Below are 16705 nucleotides of genomic sequence, written 5' to 3' on the forward strand. Positions count from 1 at the left end.
TTTCTAAGGACCTGGAACATGGCACCCCATCCCGAAGCCGAGGCTCTGTTGGCGCGGTCGCGGCGGCTCGGTGGCGATCCGCGCAACACCAACTACGCGGGGGGCAACGCCTCCGCGAAGGGAACCGAGATCGACCCGGTGACCGGCGGGGACGTGGAGCTGATGTGGGTGAAGGGGTCCGGCGGGGACCTCGGCACCCTCACCGAGGCCGGACTCGCGGTGCTGCGGCTCGACCGGCTGCGGGCGGTGACCGAGGTGTACCCGGGCGTCGAGCGCGAGGACGAGATGGTCGCCGCCTTCGACTACTGCCTGCACGGCAAGGGCGGCGCCGCACCCTCGATCGACACGGCGATGCACGGACTGGTCGACGCCCCGCACGTCGACCATCTGCACCCCGACTCCGGTATCGCGCTCGCCTGCGCGGCCGACGGGGAGAAGCTCACGGCCGAGTGCTTCGGCGACCGGGTGGTGTGGGTGCCCTGGCGCCGGCCCGGCTTCCAGCTGGGCCTGGACATCGCGGCGGTCAAGGAGGCCAACCCGGAGGCCGTCGGCTGTGTCCTGGGCGGCCACGGCATCACCGCGTGGGGCGCCACCGCCGAGGAGTGCGAGCGCAACTCGCTGTACATCATCCGCACCGCCGAGGCGTTCCTCGCCGGGCGCGGGAAGGCCGAGCCGTTCGGACCCGTCGTCGAGGGGTACGAGGCGCTCGCCGCGCCGGAACGCCGTGAGCGGGCCGCCGCGCTCGCCCCGTACATCCGCGCCGTCGCCTCCCAGGACCGCCCGCAGGTCGGCCACTTCACCGACTCCGAGGAGGTGCTCGACTTCCTCGCCCGCGCCGAACACGGACGGCTCGCGGCCCTCGGCACCTCCTGCCCCGACCACTTCCTGCGCACCAAGGTCAGGCCGCTCGTGCTCGACCTGCCCCCCGCCGCCTCCCTCGACGAGACGGTCGCCCGGCTCGCGGAACTGCACGCCGAGTACCGCGTGGAGTACGCGGCCTACTACGAGCGGCACGCGCTGCCGGACTCCCCCGCGATGCGCGGCGCCGACCCGGCGATCGTCCTGGTCCCCGGGGTCGGCATGTTCTCCTTCGGCAAGGACAAGCAGACGGCGCGGGTGGCGGGCGAGTTCTACGTCAACGCGATCAACGTGATGCGTGGCGCGGAGGCCGTCTCGACGTACGCGCCGATCGAGGAGTCGGAGAAGTTCCGTATCGAGTACTGGGCCCTCGAGGAGGCCAAGCTCCGGCGGATGCCGCGGCCGGCGCCGCTCGCGGCCCGGGTCGCCCTGGTCACCGGAGCGGGCAGCGGGATCGGCCGGGCCGTCGCGGAAAGGCTGGTGGCCGAGGGCGCCTGCGTCGTGGTCGCGGACCTGAACACCGAGGGTGCCGAGCGGGTCGCGGCCGAACTCGGCGGACCCGACAGGGCGGTCGCCGTCGGCGTGGACGTCACCTCCGAGGAGCAGATCGCCGAAGCCTTCAAGACCGCGGCGCTGGCCTTCGGCGGTGTCGACCTCGTGGTCAACAACGCGGGCATCTCCATCTCCAAGCCGCTCCTGGAGACCACCGCGAAGGACTGGGACCTCCAGCACGACATCATGGCGCGCGGCTCCTTCCTCGTCTCGCGCGAGGCGGCCCGGGTCATGATCGCGCAGAAGCTGGGCGGCGACATCGTCTACATCGCGTCCAAGAACGCGGTCTTCGCCGGCCCGAACAACATCGCCTACTCCGCCACCAAGGCCGACCAGGCTCACCAGGTGAGGCTTCTGGCAGCCGAGTTGGGTGAGCACGGCATCCGGGTCAACGGAGTCAACCCGGACGGCGTGGTACGCGGTTCCGGGATCTTCGCGGGCGGCTGGGGCGCGCAGCGGGCGGCGACGTACGGGATCGAGGAGGAGAAGCTCGGCGAGTTCTACGCCCAGCGGACCATCCTCAAGCGCGAGGTGCTGCCGGAGCATGTCGCCGGGGCCGTGTTCGCCCTGACGGGCGGGGACTTGACGCACACGACCGGTCTGCACATTCCGGTCGACGCCGGCGTGGCCGCCGCCTTCCTGCGGTGACGCCGATGGGTTCCCCGGAGACCTCGCCCCTGCCCGCCGGTCCGGAGCGCGTCTACGCCGCCGTCGACCTCGGGGCGTCCAGCGGTCGGGTCATGGTCGGCCGCGTCGGGCCGGACACGCTCGGCCTGACCGAGGCGCACCGCTTCGCCAACCGGCCGGTCCGTGTCCCCGAGGGGCTGCGCTGGGACATCCTCGGGCTGTACGCGGGCGTCCTCGACGGGCTGCGCGCGGCGGGGCGGGTCGATTCCGTCGGCATCGACAGCTGGGCGGCGGACTACGGGCTGCTGGACGCCGGCGGAGCGCTGCTCGGCAACCCGGTGCACTACCGCGACGCCCGCACCGAAGGTGTCGCGGAGAAGGTGTGGGCGAGCGTGCCCGCGGCCGAGCTGTACGCGGCCACCGGACTCCAGTACGCGCCGTTCAACACCCTGTACCAGCTGACGGCCGCCCGCGGCTCCGCCCAACTCGCCTGTGCCGAGCATCTGTTGCTCATCCCCGATCTGCTGGCGTACTGGCTCACGGGCGAGCTGGGCACCGAACTCACCAACGCCTCCACCACCCAGCTGATCGATCCGAGGACCCGCGACTGGTCATACGGCCTCGCGGAGCGGCTCGGGATCGACCTGGGGTTGTTCCCGCCGCTGCGCCGTCCCGGTGACCGGGCCGGAACCCTGCTGCCGCGGGTGCTGGAGGAGACCGGGATGTCCGGCCCGGTGCCGGTGACCACGGTCGGCTCGCACGACACGGCCTCGGCGGTGGCCGCCGTGCCCGCGACCGGGGAGCGGTTCGCCTACATCTGCACGGGCACCTGGTCCCTGGCGGGTCTGGAACTGGACGCTCCCGTCCTCACGGAGGCGAGCCGGGCCGCCAACTTCACCAACGAACTGGGCCTGGACGGCACGGTCCGCTATCTGCGCAACATCATGGGGCTGTGGCTGCTCCAGGAGTGCGTACGGGAGTGGGGCGGCCCCGATCTGGGTGAACTCCTCGCGGCCGCCGCCGAGGTGGCGCCGCTGCGGTCGGTCGTGGACGCGGGCGACGCGGTGTTCCTCGCGCCGGGCCGGATGCCGGCACGGATCGCGGACGCCTGCCGTGCCACGGGGCAGCCGGTGCCCGGGTCCCGCGCCGAGATCACCCGCTGCATCCTCGACTCCCTCGCGCTCGCGCACCGGCGCGCGATCGAGCGGGCCGCGTCCCTCGCCGGGCATCCGGTCGACGTCGTGCACATCGTCGGCGGCGGCGCCCGCAACGAACTGCTGTGCCGGCTCACCGCCGACGCCTGCGGGCTGCCGGTCGTGGCGGGCCCGGCGGAGGCGGCCGCGCTCGGCAACGTCCTCGTCCAGGCAAGGGCGGACGGCCTGGTCGGCGACCTGGCCGGGATGCGCGCGCTGGTCGCCCGCACCCAGCCGCTCCGCCGCTACGAGCCGCGCGGCGACACGGCGGCGTGGGACGCGGCCGAGGCACGGCTCGGCACACGATGAAGCGCCGCACACCGTGAAGCACGCGGCGGGGCGTTCTTCCGCGATCGCGCGGGCCGCGCCGCCCCCACCGTGGGTGTGCGCCGCCCGGACGGCGGGCGCGCGCCTCCCCTGCGGCGCGCGGCCGCCACGTACCCTGCACCCATCCACGACCGACCCCGAGGAGCCGCGATGCGTGTCGCCCTGTTCCTGACCTGTATCAACGACACGCTGTATCCGGACACCGGCCGGGCCGTGGTGGACCTGCTGACCAGACTGGGTGTCGATGTCGACTTCCCGATGGGGCAGACCTGTTGCGGCCAGGCGCACTACAACACCGGGTACCGCCACGAGGCCGAGCCGCTCGCCCGGCGTTTCGCCGAGGTGTTCGGGGAGTACGAGGCGATCGTGACGCCGTCCGGATCGTGCGGGGCGATGGTGCGGGAGCTGTATCCGCGGATGGGGGAACGGGCCCGCGCCGAGGGACGCGGCGACACCCTGGCCCGGACCCTGGCGCCGGTCGTGCCGAGAACGTACGAGCTGACCGAGTTCCTGGTCGACGTCCTCGGGGTGACGGACGTCGGCGCGTACTACCCGCACACGGTGACCTATCACCCCACCTGTCACGGGCTGCGGAGTCTGGGACTCGGCGACCGGCCGCGCCGACTGCTGGAGGCGGTCGGGGGACTTGAGCTGCGGGAACTGCCCGGCGCCGAGGAGTGCTGCGGCTTCGGCGGCACCTTCGCCCTCAAGAACCCCGACGTCTCCGCGGCGATGGGCGCCGACAAGGTGCGCAACGCCGAGTCGACGGGCGCCGAGGTGCTGTGCGCCGCGGACAACTCGTGTCTGATGCACCTCGGCGGCACGATGGGCCGCCTCAGGACGGGGATGCGGCCCGTGCACATCGCGGAGATCCTGGCGAGCACGGCAGAGGAGCAGAGGGCATGAGCGGAACGTTCGTCGGGATGCCGGCCTTCCCCGAGGCCGCGCGCGAGGCCGTGGGCGACGCGACCCTGCGCGGCAATCTGCGGCACGCCACCCACACCATCCGCGCCAAACGCGCCAAGGCCGTCGCCGAGGTGTCCGACTGGGCGGAGCTGCGCGAGGCGGGCAAGCGGATCAAGGATCACACGCTCCGCCATCTCGACCGCTATCTCGTGCAGTTGGAGGAGTCGGTGACCGCGGCCGGCGGCGTCGTGCACTGGGCCGCGGACGCCGAGGAGGCCAACCGCATCGTCACGGAGCTGGTCAGGGCGACCGGGGAGAGCGAGGTCGTCAAGGTCAAGTCGATGGCCACGCAGGAGATCGGGCTCAACGAGGCGCTGGAGGTCGCGGGCGTCCACGCGTACGAGACCGATCTCGCCGAACTCATCGTGCAGTTGGGCAAGGACCGGCCCTCGCACATCCTCGTCCCGGCGATCCACCGCAACCGCGGCGAGATCCGGGACATCTTCGTCCGCGAGATGGGTGCCTGGGGCAGGGCGGCTCCCGAGGGACTCACCGACACGCCCGCCGAACTGGCCGAGGCGGCCCGGCTGCATCTCCGCGAGAAGTTCCTGCGGGCCAAGGTCGGCGTCTCCGGCGCCAACTTCATGGTCGCCGAGACCGGCACCCTCGTGGTCGTCGAGTCCGAGGGCAACGGCCGGATGTGTCTGACGCTCCCCGAGACCCTGATCTCGGTCGTCGGCATCGAGAAGATCGTCCCGACCTGGCGGGACCTCGAAGTGTTCCTCCAGACGCTGCCCCGCTCCTCGACGGCGGAGCGCATGAACCCGTACACCTCGATGTGGACGGGCACCACGGACGGGGACGGGCCCCGGGCCTTCCATCTGGTCCTGCTCGACAACGGCCGCACCGACACGCTCGCCGACGAGGTCGGACGCCAGGCGCTGCGCTGCATCCGCTGCTCGGCGTGTCTGAACGTCTGCCCCGTGTACGAGCGGGCGGGCGGGCACGCCTACGGCTCGGTCTACCCGGGCCCGATCGGCGCGATCCTCAGTCCCCAACTCCGGGGCACCGGGAGCGAGATCGACGCCTCCCTGCCGTACGCCTCCTCGCTGTGCGGCGCCTGCTACGAGGTCTGCCCGGTCGCCATCGACATCCCCGAGGTCCTCGTCCATCTGCGGGAGCGGCTGGTGCAGGGCGGCCGGGCGACCCGGGACGGCAACACGGTCGTGCTGCGGCCGGCCGGGGGACACGCGGCGGAGCGGGCGGCGATGCGCGCGGCCCGCTGGGCGTTCGGGCGTCCCGGCGCCCTGCGCGCCGGTCAGCGGCTGGCGTCCGGGACCCGCCGCTTCCACCCGCGGACCCTGCCGGGCCCCGGCAGGGCGTGGAGCGCGACCCGTGAACTGCCCACGGTCCCGGCGGAGTCGTTCCGTGACTGGTGGCAACGTACGGGCGGCGGAAAGGACATGACGAAGTGAGCAGCAGGGATCTGGTCCTGGGCCGGGTGCGCCGGGCCCTCACGGACGTGCCCCGGGACGACGACATGCCGTACGAGCAGGCGGTCGGCCGGAGTTATCTGCGCGAGCACGGCGCGCGCGATGCCGCCGGGACGGTCGACCTCCTCGCGGAGAACCTGGCGGACTACCGGGCGATCGTGCACCGGGCGACGGAGGAGGAACTGCCGTACGTCGTCATGCGGCTGCTCGCCGAGCGCGGGTCCCGGTACGTACTCGTGCCGCCGGGGCTGCCGCCCGCGTGGATGTCCGCGGCGGACCCCACCCGGGTCCACGACCGTGCGGTGAGCACGCCCCGCGAACTCGACGCGGTGGAGAGCGTGGTGACCGGCTGCGCCGTCGCCGTCGCCGAGACCGGCACGATCGTGCTGGACGGCGGCCCGGACCAGGGCCGCCGCCGGATCACACTGATCCCGGACCACCACATCTGTGTCGTCCGGGTCCCGGACCAGGTGGTGGCCTCGGTCCCCCAGGCGCTGGAACGTCTGGACCCGTCCCGCCCACTGACCTGGATCTCCGGCCCGTCCGCCACCAGCGACATCGAGCTGGACCGGGTGGAGGGGGTGCACGGGCCGCGAGTCCTTGAGGTGGTACTGGTGAGCCAGGAGTGACGCGTGCGACGCTCGACGGGCGGGCGCCGGAGCGGTCGACCCGCGGCTCCGGCCCGGCGCCGGAGGGAACGGGCGGCTGAGGGAGTCGGCGCGGACTGAGCCGGCAGGGAGGGACCGAGCGATCGGGGACGTACGGGCCGGACCGGACCGAGCCGGACCGGGCCGGGTCCATGACCCGCCTTCGTACCATCGCGATCACGGCTCCGACCAGGCATTGCGCCGGACCGTTCAGGTTGCGTTCAGGCTCGGAACGGCTCATGGCAAGTCATGCCCCAGAAGCGTCAAAGCCATGGCAAAGCCCTCTGTGACGCCGGGGGTCGGGCGTGTCATGGTGCCGCGCATGAGCACCGAGCACGTCACCCGTCAATCCTCGCCCGTCACCTCCGCCGCCGTCATGGCGAGCAAGGTCCCGGAAGTCACCCTGTACTTCTGGGTGATCAAGGTATTGACCACCGGAATGGGTGAGACGGCGTCCGACTTCCTGGCCCACGCGCTCGGGCCGATTCCCGCCGTGGGGCTCGGCGGCATCGCCTTCGCGGCCTCCCTGGTGCTCCAGTTCGCCGTCCGCCGCTATGTGGCCTGGATCTACTGGACCGCGGTCGTCATGGTGAGCGTGTTCGGCACGATGGCCGCCGACATCCTCCACGTCGGTCTCGGTGTTCCGTACCTGATCTCCACGCCGCTCTTCATGGTCGCGCTGGGCGCCGTGTTCGCCGTCTGGTACGCCAGCGAGCGCACGCTCTCCATCCACAGCATCCGCACCCGCCGCCGCGAGGTGTTCTACTGGGCCACGGTGCTCGCCACGTTCGCGCTCGGCACCGCGGCCGGTGACCTCTCGGCCACGATCGGCCTCGGCTACCTCGGCTCGGCCGTCCTGTACGCCGTCGCCATCGCCGTCCCCGCCATCGCGCACAAGTGGGGCACCCTGAACGCGGTCGCCGCGTTCTGGACCGCGTACGTCATCACGCGCCCGCTCGGCGCCTCGGTGGCCGACTGGATGGCGCTCAGCCACGCCCGCGGCGGTCTCGCGCTCGGCCTCGGGCCGGTCACCGCGGCCTGGACCGTCGCCATCGTCGGCTTCGTCGCCTACATGGCCATGTCCCGGCGCGACGTCCAGAACGGCGCGCTGGACACGGCCTCGGGCCTCTGACCCCACGCCCAGAAGCGCGCCGCAATCCTGGGTCCGTCGGCACTCCTAAAGAGGCGGCGGGTCCCGTTCCTCTCCGTCGAGCGAGCCCGGTCGCACAGTCGGCACCCAAACGGTGTCCCCCGACCGGGCTTCGCCCCATCCACCACCACGTGGACTTCGGGTCTTCCTCCCGCACCTCGGATCCCGCAACAACCGTCGCCAGGCGTTTCGAAAGGGAGTTCCCTCGGACCGTGGCATGGGTGTACCGCTCTGGTCGGTGTCCGGGGCGAAGTCACAGGTCCGCGCGGAGCCGTGCACGCTCTTCCTCCGGGTGCCGCGGTCGACGTTGGACAGGCGGATGATGCGCGGACCCGGTCCACCTCTGCCGATGCAGAAGGAACAGTCGGCCCGGACCGGCGAAATCCGGGCCTCGGGTTCATGAGGCCGACGATCCGGCTTGCCCGCGCTCAACTCCAGGAGTCGAGTCTCGCCCTGCTCCAGGGCATCCTCGACCTTGACGCACAAGTGCGGCTGTTGGGAGTGCATTTGGCTGGGCCGACTCGGAGCCGGTAGCCGTCGGCCCGCTGGAATCCGGTGGCGAACCTGCCGTCCCAGTCACGACCCGCGAAGTCACCAACCGACTTCGGGTGGGGTTCAAGGCCTGTGACCAGGCCGGAGTCACGAAGATCACAAGGTCACCTGATTCACCGTCGCATAGACTTGGCCAGTCGCGCGCCGGTCAAACCCTCTAAAAGCAGAGGGTTTTGACGGAGTTTTGCATTCAATGGATTGACCCCCATTGTCGCATCGCATTTCGCGCGGCCTCTACTACCGATAACTCAAAGGGGGAACTGCGCCATCATGTCCAAGAAGCGCATCACCACATTCCTGACTGTCGCCGCTGCCACACCCGTCCTCGTGCTGGCAACCTCGGGCAACGCCTCCGCCGACAGTCAGATCCACTGGCGGAACGCCCAGACGGGCGGCTGCCTGATCACCGAGGCGACCGTGGGCGCGGAGCACCGCGTCAGCACGGACGCGCCGGGCATGGTCCACTGTTTCGACCCGATCGGCCACCTCAAGAGCGACTGGTACGACGGCCAGAGCAACCTGGAGAGCTCCAACGGCGCCTGGACCGAAAAGTCGAACCAGGGCGAATGCCTGACCGCCTACTGGCAGGGCCAGGTCTACACCGAGCGGTGCTCCAGCCCGGCCAACTACTACGAGCAGTGGTACGAGAAGTGGACCGGGGACGGCTTCAACCTGGTCAACCGGGAGACCGGTCAGTGCCTCGACAGCAACTCCCACGGCGACGTGTACACCCTCGCGTGCAACGGCGGCCGGTACCAGGTCTGGAAGTAGCCACATGCCCCTCGACGCCCGGCCGTCTCGGCCGGGCGTCGCCCGAACACAGTGGTCGCCGTCCGCGAGGCGATGTGACGACCGGAACCGACCACACCAGCCGTCATCGGTGCGCACGGCGGGCCTGCCACCCGCCAGGTGCTGGTGCACTGCGCTGCCGGCCCCGCGGATGCGCGGCAGATGTACCGTTCAGGTCTCAGCTCCTGGTGCAGCAGCCATCCCGCTCTCCCATCGCGAAGATCACCCGACCGGGCACGGCGGACGGCATCGCGGAAGCGAGCGCCGAACGACAGCGCCCTCGGCCTCGGTGCCGGGGCGTAGCCCTTGCCGCTCTTCTCGGTCACCGGCCACCGCGGCAACGCGGCTGGGCGGCCCGCAGGATCCGAAAAGGCACCGAGCGTCCGGCACGCGCCACCGGAACGCACCTCATCGCCTCCGGCATCTCCGGTGCCATCCAGCACCGCGCCGGCATGCGGACCTCGAAGACGATCGCGGCGATCGACAAGGACGCCGAGGTGCTCGTCTTCGGCCTCGTCGACTGCGGCATCCTGGGCGACCTCTTCGACGTCGTCCACCGGCGCACCGAGGGGATCAAGATCCGCAAGGGCTGATGCCGCATCTGCCCTGCCCCGGCTCCGGTGGACGCCACTCCCGGCTCAGCGCACCCGTCCCCGTGGCTTCAAGGCGACCGGGGGCAGTTCCGGGGCGGACAGCGGTGCCCCGTCGTAGCCCTTCACCTCGCCGAAGCGGGTTCCCTTGGCCCAGTCCTCGCGGGCCTGTTCGATGTCCTCCTGGGTGCGGCCGATGAAGTTCCACCACATGATCAGCTCCTCGTCGAACGGCTCGCCGCCGAGCAGCATGAGGCCCGCGTCGGTCGCGGCGCTCAGCGGGAGCTCGGTGCGGCCGCAGCCGAGATAGAGCATGGAGCCGGGGAGCACCGGTACGCCGTCCACCCGGGCCTCGCCGGACATGGCGAGGACGGCGTACTCGAAGTCGGGCTCCAGCGGCAGCCGTACGTCCGTGCCGGCCGTCAGGGCCAGGTCGGCGCCGACGATCGGCGTGTACGTCGTGCCGGGCGAGGCCGCGCCGTCGAGCGTGCCCAGCAGGAGCGTGGCCCGCAGGCCGGGGGCGGTGACGACGGGCAGTTCGGCGTGGTGCTCGAAGTGCGGGTCGGTGTGCCGGTGGCTGTCCGGGAGCGCGACCCAGAGCTGCGCGCCGTGCAGCAGGCGGGAGTGCGCGCGGGGGCTCTCCTCGGAGTGGCTGATCGCGCGGCCCGAGGTCATGAGGCCGAGCTCGCGCGGGCGGATCGTCTGGAGGCTGCCCGTGGAGTCGCGGTGCAGCACCTCGCCCTCGTGCAGCCAGCTGACGGTCTGGAGGCCCATGTGCGGGTGCGGCGGGACCTGCATGCCGGGCTCGTCGGCGATGTCGTCGGGCCCGTAGTGATCGACGAAGCACCACGCGCCGACCATCCGCCGGCCCAGATTGGGCAGCAGACGCCGGACCTCGGTCGCCTCGCCGAGCTTGACCCGGCGGGGGCTGAGGAGTTCGCGCACCGGCTCGGCCACCACGAACCCGCGGCCGCCACAGGGGGCGGGAACCGCCTCCCGATCAAGATTGCTCATGCCCGACAACCTAGCCCCGCCGGGGGCCTCTCGTCAGTCCATCGATCGGCACATTGAGGGGCACTTGACCCAGAACCGGCGCGGCTGCCCGGGAGCGCGGCCGTACGTCCGCACACGCCGGCCGGGGCCGTTCGGGGCCGGGCGGCGAGCCGGGAGGAGCTGAGCGGCGAGCCGGGCGGGCCGACCGGAGGGGGCGGCCGGAGGGGGCGGCCGGAGGGGGCGGCCGGAGGGGGCGGCCGGAGGGGGCGGCCGGAGGGGGCGGCCGGAGGGATGGGGACAATAGTAGCCATGGACATAGTAGCCATGTACCGTATCTCTCATGAGTTCAGCGAAGCAGGCCGCCGAGTACGCGACGCCCGGATTCCTCGTCTGGCGGCTGTCGATGAAGTGGCGCGTCGCGGTGGACCGGGCCGTGGGCCCGCTGGGCCTGACGCACGCGCAGTACTCGCTGGTGGCGTCGCTGTACGGCATGCACCGGGCCGGGGAGCACCCCAGCCAGCGCCGGCTCGCCGACCACACCGGACTCGAACCGCTCTACGTCTCGAAACTGGCCCGCTCCCTGGAGGCGGCCGGCCTCCTCGACCGCACCCGGGACCCGGCGGACCCCCGGGCCGTGCGGCTGACCCTCACCGACGAGGGGCGCGAGGTGACCCTGCGCGCCATCACCGTGGTCCAGGGCCTGCTTGAGCAACTGCTCGAACCCCTGGGCGGCCTAGGCGGCGAGCGCACACGGGCGTTCAGCAATGAACTGGCCGCCCTGCTCGACGTACCGCTCGATCCGCCCACCGAGGCCGAACCGCGCTCCGGCCGAGCGCCACGGCCTGACGAGCACTCCGCACCCTACGCACATTCCGAACATTCCAAACATTCCGAAGAGGTTCCACCCGAGGAGTAGCCATGACCAGCCCAGTCACCCCCGTTCCCTCCGCTCCCCCCGTCAACGGCCAGGTCATCGGCCTCGCCCACTACGCGTCCCGCGCCGCCCTGGAGCGGGTGCTGGCCCGCAGCGGCACCACGTTCGAGCAGTCGGTGGCCCTGCGGGCCGTGTCCGACGGCGGCGGGACCACCGAGCGCGCCCGGGTCACGGACCGGCTCACCGCCGGCCTGAAGATCGAGGAGGCGGCGGCCCGCAGGACCGTCGAGGAGCTGACGGCACGGGGACTCCTGGAGGAGCCGGCGCCGGAGCAGGTGTCGCTGACCGACTCCGGGCGGGAGCTGTTCGCGTCGGTCCGGGCCGCGGGCGACGCGATCGCCGCCCGGGTGTACGCCGGGATCCCGGCCGAGGACCTGGCCGTCGCGGGGCGCGTACTCGCCCTGGTGACGGAGCGGGCCAACGCGGAACTCGCCGGGGCGTAGCCGACGCGCCGACTAGTGGAATATTCAACCGATCAGCGTGGTTGTGGCGCGTCGAAGGAGGTCAGTGGTGGACATGACGTACTACGACCACGGGACGGCCGCGGAGCGCTGGGAGCGCGGGCGGATGTTCTTCGAGGCCAAGGACTACGCGGCCGCGGCCCGTGTCCTGGGCGGACTGGTCGAGGAGGTGCCGGAGCAGACCGGACCCCGGCTGCTGCTGGCGCGTTCCTACTACCACTCGGCCCAACTGCGGCGCGCCGAGACCGAGTTGCGCACCATCGTGGAGCGCGACCCGGTGGAGCACTACGCCCGTCTGATGCTGGGCCGCACCCTCCAGCGCCTCGGCCGCCCCGACGAGGCGGCATCCCACCTGCGCATCGCGTCCGCGCTCGGTGGCGAGTTCGAGGAAGCCTGAGACGGGCCGTCTCCGGTGATTCCGGGGTCGGACCCGGCCATGTCGGGCCCGGCCTCGGCGGCCGTCGGGGCCGGACCCGACCGGCGCGGCCCGGCGTTGTGACCGGTGCCATACGAGGAATGTCCCCCGACTCCGCCCGTGCCGCCTCGATCGCTTTGCTTCCGCTTGGCATCCTGGCGGGATGGGATCCGAACCTGACCGCAGCCCCCCGCGCATCCCCCTGAGCGACCTGGTCGAAGAACTCCTCGGTCACGAGGGGCCGTTGCCCATCGTCGCGGCCGGTGATCCCGTGCTGCGCCGGGGCACGGAGCCCTTCGACGGGCAGCTGGACCCGGACCTGCTGGCCCGGTTCGTCGCCGCCCTGCGTGCCACGATGCACGCGGCGCCCGGCGTCGGCCTCGCCGCACCGCAGGTCGGGGTGCCGCTGCGGATCGCCGTCATAGAGGACCCGGCGCCGGTCTCGGACGAGATCCGCCTCGTACGCGGACGGGTGCCGCTGCCGTACCGCGTGCTGGTCAATCCGTCGTACGACGGGATCGGCCCCGGGCGGGCCGCGTTCTTCGAGGGCTGTCTGAGCGTTCCGGGCTGGCAGGCCGTGGTGGCCCGGCACGACCAGGTGCGGCTGACGGCGCTCGACGAACACGGGCTCGCCGTCGACGAGGTCTTCAGCGGCTGGCCCGCCCGCATCGTCCAGCACGAGACGGACCACCTGGACGGCGTGCTCTACCTCGACCACGCGGAGCTCCGCTCCCTGTCCTCGAACCAGGCGACGGCGGAACTCTGGCCCCAGCCGACACCGCGACGGGCAGCCGAGGCCCTCGGGTTCGTCCTGCCGGAATGACGTCCCCGCCCGGTGGTTCCGCGGCAGGGGCCGCCCCCGGAAGGGGCGACCTGCCGAAACGAACGGGGCCGGAGGAGCACGGTCAGAGGCGGTCCGTGCCGGGCCGGCCGCCACCCCGCGGGCCGGTCTCCGACCCACCGATCCGGAAATCGAGCCGGCGGCGGCATCGCCCGCACACCGACACCGTGGCGACCAACGGCTGACCGGAGCAGCCGAAGAAGGGTTCGCTACGGGGCGAGCGCGGGACCTCCGCCGCGCAGTGCGGGCATCGCCGCACGTCGTCGCGAGACGTCATCGCCGGCCCCTCCCGCCGACGACGGGCACACCGAGCGCCAGGCCCGCGGCCAGCGACAGCAGCCACGCCCTCTCCTGGAAGTCCCCCGCCTGGACCGGGGACGACATCACCAGCACGACACCCAGCACCAGCACGGCCACGAAGGACGCGATGGGACCCGGCAGGTCCAGCCTGAATTCGACGAGCACGAGAGTCTCCTTGTCTCCGAGCGGAAGACCGCTCCCAGGAGTCTGGAACGGGGCTGGTGCAGGGACAACGCCTGGGATACACGCGTAGAACTTCACGGGCGCGGGGAACGCAGGCACGGACATCGGCGAATGCCTGTGGCAATGACGGACGATGACGGACACTCAGTAGCGTTGTGTGCCGATCGCCGAGGGGGGAACCATGTCCGGCCCGAGCGGATCACCGCCCGAACCCCAGCTCGCGTTCGCGGCCCGGTTGCGCGAGCTGCGACGCCGCACCCTCGTCGAACCCACGGAGGAGGCACTCGCCAGGAGGATGGGGTGCGCGCGCAGCACCGTCTCCGCGATCCTGAACGGCCGCCGCTTTCCCAGTTGGCCCCACACGGCAGCGTTCGTGGAGGCGTGCGACGGTGTCACGAAGGACTGGCAGGAGGCCTGGCTGCGGGCCAGGCGACAGATCGACGAGGTACGCCAGCAGGCGCGGGGACCCGCCAACACGCCGACGCAGGCGGCGCTTCCGGAGGGGCTGGAGGTCGGCGGCGAAGCGATGCTCTCCGCGCGCTGGTACCGGAACAACCGCGAGTTCTACCTGGCGGCCGCCGAACGCGTCCGCCTGGCACGGTCGGAGATCCGGGTCACCTACACCCGCCGGTATCCGCCGACGCAGTACACCACTCCGGCGTCCGCCGAGTACTTCGAGTCCATTCTGAACTGGGCACGTGCCGCGAGCGACGACGAACGGTGCGTGCGCCGCATCATCGGGGTGCCCGAACGCGAGGGGTGTCCCGACAAGGCCATGCTGTCCTGGGCCCGCGATCACTACGAGGACAGCAAGGACATCCTCAACTACGAGGCCAACGTGCTGCGATGGACGGCGGCTGCCGACGATCTGAACATGGCCCTGATCGACGACAGCGTGGTGTTCCTGGCCTTCTCCGGAGGCCCGCGCCAGAAGCTCAACTGCTTCAGCGTCGAGGATCCCACCTTCATGAGCTACTTCGCGGCCCACTTCGATCAGCTCTGGGCCGCTCTCCAGCCGCTGGCCACGTATCTCGAAGAAGCGCCCGGCGACGACGAGACGCCCGGGTGAGGTGACGTCGAGGGGGGCGGGCGAGCCCCCATGGACCACCTGGTGGCGCGTCGCCGGTCCGCCGGGAGGTGCTCGTCCGGTTGTCCCGGCCCGTAATTCACGGGCGCCCCGCCCCCGCCTCCGTTAGCCTGCCGGTATGTCTACGCCCCGCGTCTCTTAGCTCCAGGACCCGCTTCCACGCCACACGTGTGTCCTTGAGCCGATTGACCTCTGGAGCGTTTTCCCATGATCACCGTTCGCGGTGCCGACGTGCGCGCCGGTGCCCGGCTGCTGCTGTCCGGCATCTCCTTCACCGTCTCCCCCGGCGACCGCGTCGGCCTGGTCGGCCGTAACGGCGCCGGCAAGACCACGCTGCTCAGCACCCTCGCGGGGCTGCGGCCTCCCGCCGCCGGTTCCGTCTCCCGTACCGGGCCCGTCGGCCATCTCGCCCAGGACCCGGCGGCTGCCGACCCCACGGTCACCGTCACCGCCCGGATCCTCTCGGCCCGCGGCCTCGACCGTGCCGTACGGGACCTGCGGGCCGCCGAGGCCGCGATGGCCGACGGATCCGAGCGCTCGATGGACGCCTACGTGCGCGCCGAGGCCGAGTTCCAGGCACGCGGCGGATACGCGGCCGAGGCCGAGGCGGCCCGGGTGGCCGCCGGCCTGGGGCTGCCGGTCCGGGTGCTGGACCAGCCGGTCGGCACCCTCTCCGGCGGGCAGCGGCGCAGGGTCGAACTGGCCCGCGTCCTGTTCGCGGACGCCGGCGTCCTGCTCCTCGACGAGCCGACGAACCATCTGGACGCCGACGCGACCGCCTGGCTGCGCGGGTTCCTGGCCGGCCGCCGGGCGGGGCTCGTCCTCATCACCCACGACACCTCCCTGCTGGCCGACGTGGTCAACCGCGTCTTCCATCTGGACCCGCACCGCGCCACGCTCGACGTCCACAACACCGGCTGGTCCGCCTACCTCGCCCAGCGCGACGCCGACGAGCGACGGCGGGCCCGGGAGCGGGCGAACGCCGAGCGGAAGGCCGCCGCGCTGCACGCCCAGGCCGACAAGATGCGCTCGCACGTGGCGACGGCCGTGGCCGCCAGGAACATGGACCGCCGTGCCGACCGCCTCCTCGCCGGACTCGAACCGGTCCGGCGGACGGAGAGGGCGGCCCGGATCCGGCTGCCCGAACCGGCCCCGTGCGGACGGATGCCCCTCGGCGCGGTCGCGCTGGCCAAGTCGTACGGCACGCTGCGCGTCCTCGACGGCGTGGACCTCGCCGTCGACCGGGGCAGTCGGCTGGTGATCCTCGGCCCGAACGGCTCGGGCAAGACGACGCTGCTGCGGCTGCTCGCCGGTCACGACGATCCGGACAGCGGGCGGGTGGTGCGCGGGCACGGGCTGCGTCTCGGCTACTTCGCGCAGGAGCACGACACCCTGGACCCCGCCGGAACGGTCCGCGGCCATCTCGCCGCGGCCGCGCCCGGTCTCGGCGACGGGGAGGTACGGCGGGTGCTCGGCTCGTTCCTGTTCACCGGCGACGACGCCGACAAGCGGGTCGGGGTGCTCTCCGGCGGCGAGAAGACCCGGCTCGCCCTGGCCGGGCTCGTCCACTCGGGCGCGAACGTGCTCCTGCTGGACGAGCCCACCAACAACCTGGACCCGGCCTCGCGCGCCGAGGTCCTGGCCGCGGTGGCCACGTATCCGGGCGCGATGGTCATGGTCACCCACGACGAGGGAGCCGTCGACGCCCTGCGCCCGGACCGGGTGCTCCTGCTCCCGGGCGCCGACGACGACCTGTGGAGCGAGGAGTACCGGGAGCTGGTGTCCCTGTCCTGATCGCGGAGGGGGC

Annotated in this window: 14 protein-coding genes and 2 pseudogenes; 14 read left to right on the forward strand and 2 right to left on the reverse strand. The window is 72.1% G+C overall.

All coding sequences use genetic code 11. The features are described 5' to 3' along the window. Positions 1–18: 18 nt before the first annotated feature. The 8 genes and pseudogenes from ACFWI4_RS04635 to ACFWI4_RS04670 all read left to right on the forward strand — a co-directional run. Positions 19–2058: a bifunctional aldolase/short-chain dehydrogenase gene (locus ACFWI4_RS04635; protein ID WP_387190965.1), complete on the forward strand. Its 2040-nt coding sequence runs from the start codon at positions 19–21 to the stop codon at positions 2056–2058. 5 nt (positions 2059–2063) lie between these two features. After that, positions 2064–3539 (forward strand): rhamnulokinase family protein, encoded by a 1476-nt coding sequence (locus ACFWI4_RS04640; RefSeq protein WP_387190967.1) that lies wholly within the window; start codon positions 2064–2066, stop codon positions 3537–3539. 168 nt (positions 3540–3707) lie between these two features. Next, complete coding sequence (locus ACFWI4_RS04645; RefSeq protein WP_387190969.1) at positions 3708–4463, forward strand: (Fe-S)-binding protein; 756 nt, start codon at positions 3708–3710, stop codon at positions 4461–4463. After that, positions 4460–5938, forward strand: a complete 1479-nt coding sequence (locus ACFWI4_RS04650) for a LutB/LldF family L-lactate oxidation iron-sulfur protein (protein WP_387190971.1) — start codon at positions 4460–4462, stop codon at positions 5936–5938. Before ACFWI4_RS04645 ends, ACFWI4_RS04650 begins: the two co-directional genes overlap by 4 nt. After that, on the forward strand, positions 5935–6585 hold the full coding sequence (locus tag ACFWI4_RS04655; RefSeq protein ID WP_387190973.1) for a lactate utilization protein C: 651 nt from the start codon (positions 5935–5937) through the stop codon (positions 6583–6585). The genes ACFWI4_RS04650 and ACFWI4_RS04655 overlap by 4 nt, the downstream gene beginning before the upstream one ends. Before the next feature lie 340 nt (positions 6586–6925). Continuing rightward, positions 6926–7735: a hypothetical protein gene (locus tag ACFWI4_RS04660; protein WP_387190975.1), complete on the forward strand. Its 810-nt coding sequence runs from the start codon at positions 6926–6928 to the stop codon at positions 7733–7735. A gap of 840 nt (positions 7736–8575) precedes the next feature. Beyond that, entirely contained in the window at positions 8576–9076 is a 501-nt protein-coding gene (locus ACFWI4_RS04665) for a hypothetical protein (protein ID WP_387190977.1), read from the forward strand. A gap of 428 nt (positions 9077–9504) precedes the next feature. Continuing rightward, positions 9505–9687 (forward strand): annotated as a pseudogene (locus ACFWI4_RS04670) (electron transfer flavoprotein subunit alpha/FixB family protein); the annotation flags it as partial. Between the two features lie 45 nt (positions 9688–9732). Here the strand turns inward: ACFWI4_RS04670 and ACFWI4_RS04675 are convergent. Next, positions 9733–10698 carry a pirin family protein gene (locus ACFWI4_RS04675; RefSeq protein WP_387190979.1) on the reverse strand — a complete coding sequence of 322 codons (966 nt, stop codon included), beginning with the start codon at positions 10696–10698 and terminating at the stop codon, positions 9733–9735. A 319-nt stretch (positions 10699–11017) separates the two neighbouring features. Between ACFWI4_RS04675 and ACFWI4_RS04680 the strand changes: the two are divergent. The 4 genes and pseudogenes from ACFWI4_RS04680 to ACFWI4_RS04695 form a co-directional block, all read left to right on the forward strand. Beyond that, positions 11018–11488 (forward strand): annotated as a pseudogene (locus tag ACFWI4_RS04680) (MarR family winged helix-turn-helix transcriptional regulator); the annotation flags it as partial. 107 nt (positions 11489–11595) lie between these two features. Then, positions 11596–12054: a MarR family winged helix-turn-helix transcriptional regulator gene (locus ACFWI4_RS04685; protein ID WP_387190981.1), complete on the forward strand. Its 459-nt coding sequence runs from the start codon at positions 11596–11598 to the stop codon at positions 12052–12054. A 67-nt stretch (positions 12055–12121) separates the two neighbouring features. Then, a complete protein-coding gene (locus ACFWI4_RS04690) occupies positions 12122–12469 on the forward strand; it encodes a tetratricopeptide repeat protein (protein ID WP_385401226.1) in 348 nt (115 codons plus the stop codon). Between the two features lie 181 nt (positions 12470–12650). Beyond that, entirely contained in the window at positions 12651–13310 is a 660-nt protein-coding gene (locus ACFWI4_RS04695; protein WP_387190983.1) for a peptide deformylase, read from the forward strand. A 291-nt stretch (positions 13311–13601) separates the two neighbouring features. On the opposite strand, the gene ACFWI4_RS04700 is transcribed toward ACFWI4_RS04695, so the two are convergent. Then, positions 13602–13793 carry a hypothetical protein gene (locus ACFWI4_RS04700; protein ID WP_387190985.1) on the reverse strand — a complete coding sequence of 64 codons (192 nt, stop codon included), beginning with the start codon at positions 13791–13793 and terminating at the stop codon, positions 13602–13604. A 199-nt stretch (positions 13794–13992) separates the two neighbouring features. On the opposite strand from ACFWI4_RS04700, the gene ACFWI4_RS04705 reads away from it, so the two are divergent. Together ACFWI4_RS04705 and ACFWI4_RS04710 are read left to right on the forward strand one after the other, a co-directional pair. Continuing rightward, the gene (locus ACFWI4_RS04705; protein ID WP_387190987.1) at positions 13993–14880 is read left to right on the forward strand and encodes a helix-turn-helix domain-containing protein; all 888 of its coding nucleotides are present in this window, start codon (positions 13993–13995) and stop codon (positions 14878–14880) included. Positions 14881–15105: 225 nt separating this feature from the next. Then, positions 15106–16692 (forward strand): ABC-F family ATP-binding cassette domain-containing protein, encoded by a 1587-nt coding sequence (locus tag ACFWI4_RS04710; protein WP_387190989.1) that lies wholly within the window; start codon positions 15106–15108, stop codon positions 16690–16692. Positions 16693–16705 lie beyond the last annotated feature (13 nt).

The organism is Streptomyces sp. NPDC127038, assembly GCF_042725875.1.
Classification (GTDB): domain Bacteria; phylum Actinomycetota; class Actinomycetes; order Streptomycetales; family Streptomycetaceae; genus Streptomyces.

Bases quoted from the DNA above. Each gene is read 5' to 3' on its own strand.
- ACFWI4_RS04705 (WP_387190987.1), top strand. From the start codon at position 13,993: ATGTCCGGCCCGAGCGGATCACCGCCCGAACCCCAGCTCGCGTTCGCG.
- ACFWI4_RS04660 (WP_387190975.1), top strand. From the start codon at position 6,926: ATGAGCACCGAGCACGTCACCCGTCAATCCTCGCCCGTCACCTCCGCC.
- ACFWI4_RS04675 (WP_387190979.1), bottom strand. From the start codon at position 10,698: ATGAGCAATCTTGATCGGGAGGCGGTTCCCGCCCCCTGTGGCGGCCGC.
- ACFWI4_RS04650 (WP_387190971.1), top strand. From the start codon at position 4,460: ATGAGCGGAACGTTCGTCGGGATGCCGGCCTTCCCCGAGGCCGCGCGC.
- ACFWI4_RS04645 (WP_387190969.1), top strand. From the start codon at position 3,708: ATGCGTGTCGCCCTGTTCCTGACCTGTATCAACGACACGCTGTATCCG.
- ACFWI4_RS04710 (WP_387190989.1), top strand. From the start codon at position 15,106: ATGATCACCGTTCGCGGTGCCGACGTGCGCGCCGGTGCCCGGCTGCTG.
- ACFWI4_RS04695 (WP_387190983.1), top strand. From the start codon at position 12,651: ATGGGATCCGAACCTGACCGCAGCCCCCCGCGCATCCCCCTGAGCGAC.
- ACFWI4_RS04635 (WP_387190965.1), top strand. From the start codon at position 19: ATGGCACCCCATCCCGAAGCCGAGGCTCTGTTGGCGCGGTCGCGGCGG.
- ACFWI4_RS04665 (WP_387190977.1), top strand. From the start codon at position 8,576: ATGTCCAAGAAGCGCATCACCACATTCCTGACTGTCGCCGCTGCCACA.
- ACFWI4_RS04685 (WP_387190981.1), top strand. From the start codon at position 11,596: ATGACCAGCCCAGTCACCCCCGTTCCCTCCGCTCCCCCCGTCAACGGC.
- ACFWI4_RS04640 (WP_387190967.1), top strand. From the start codon at position 2,064: ATGGGTTCCCCGGAGACCTCGCCCCTGCCCGCCGGTCCGGAGCGCGTC.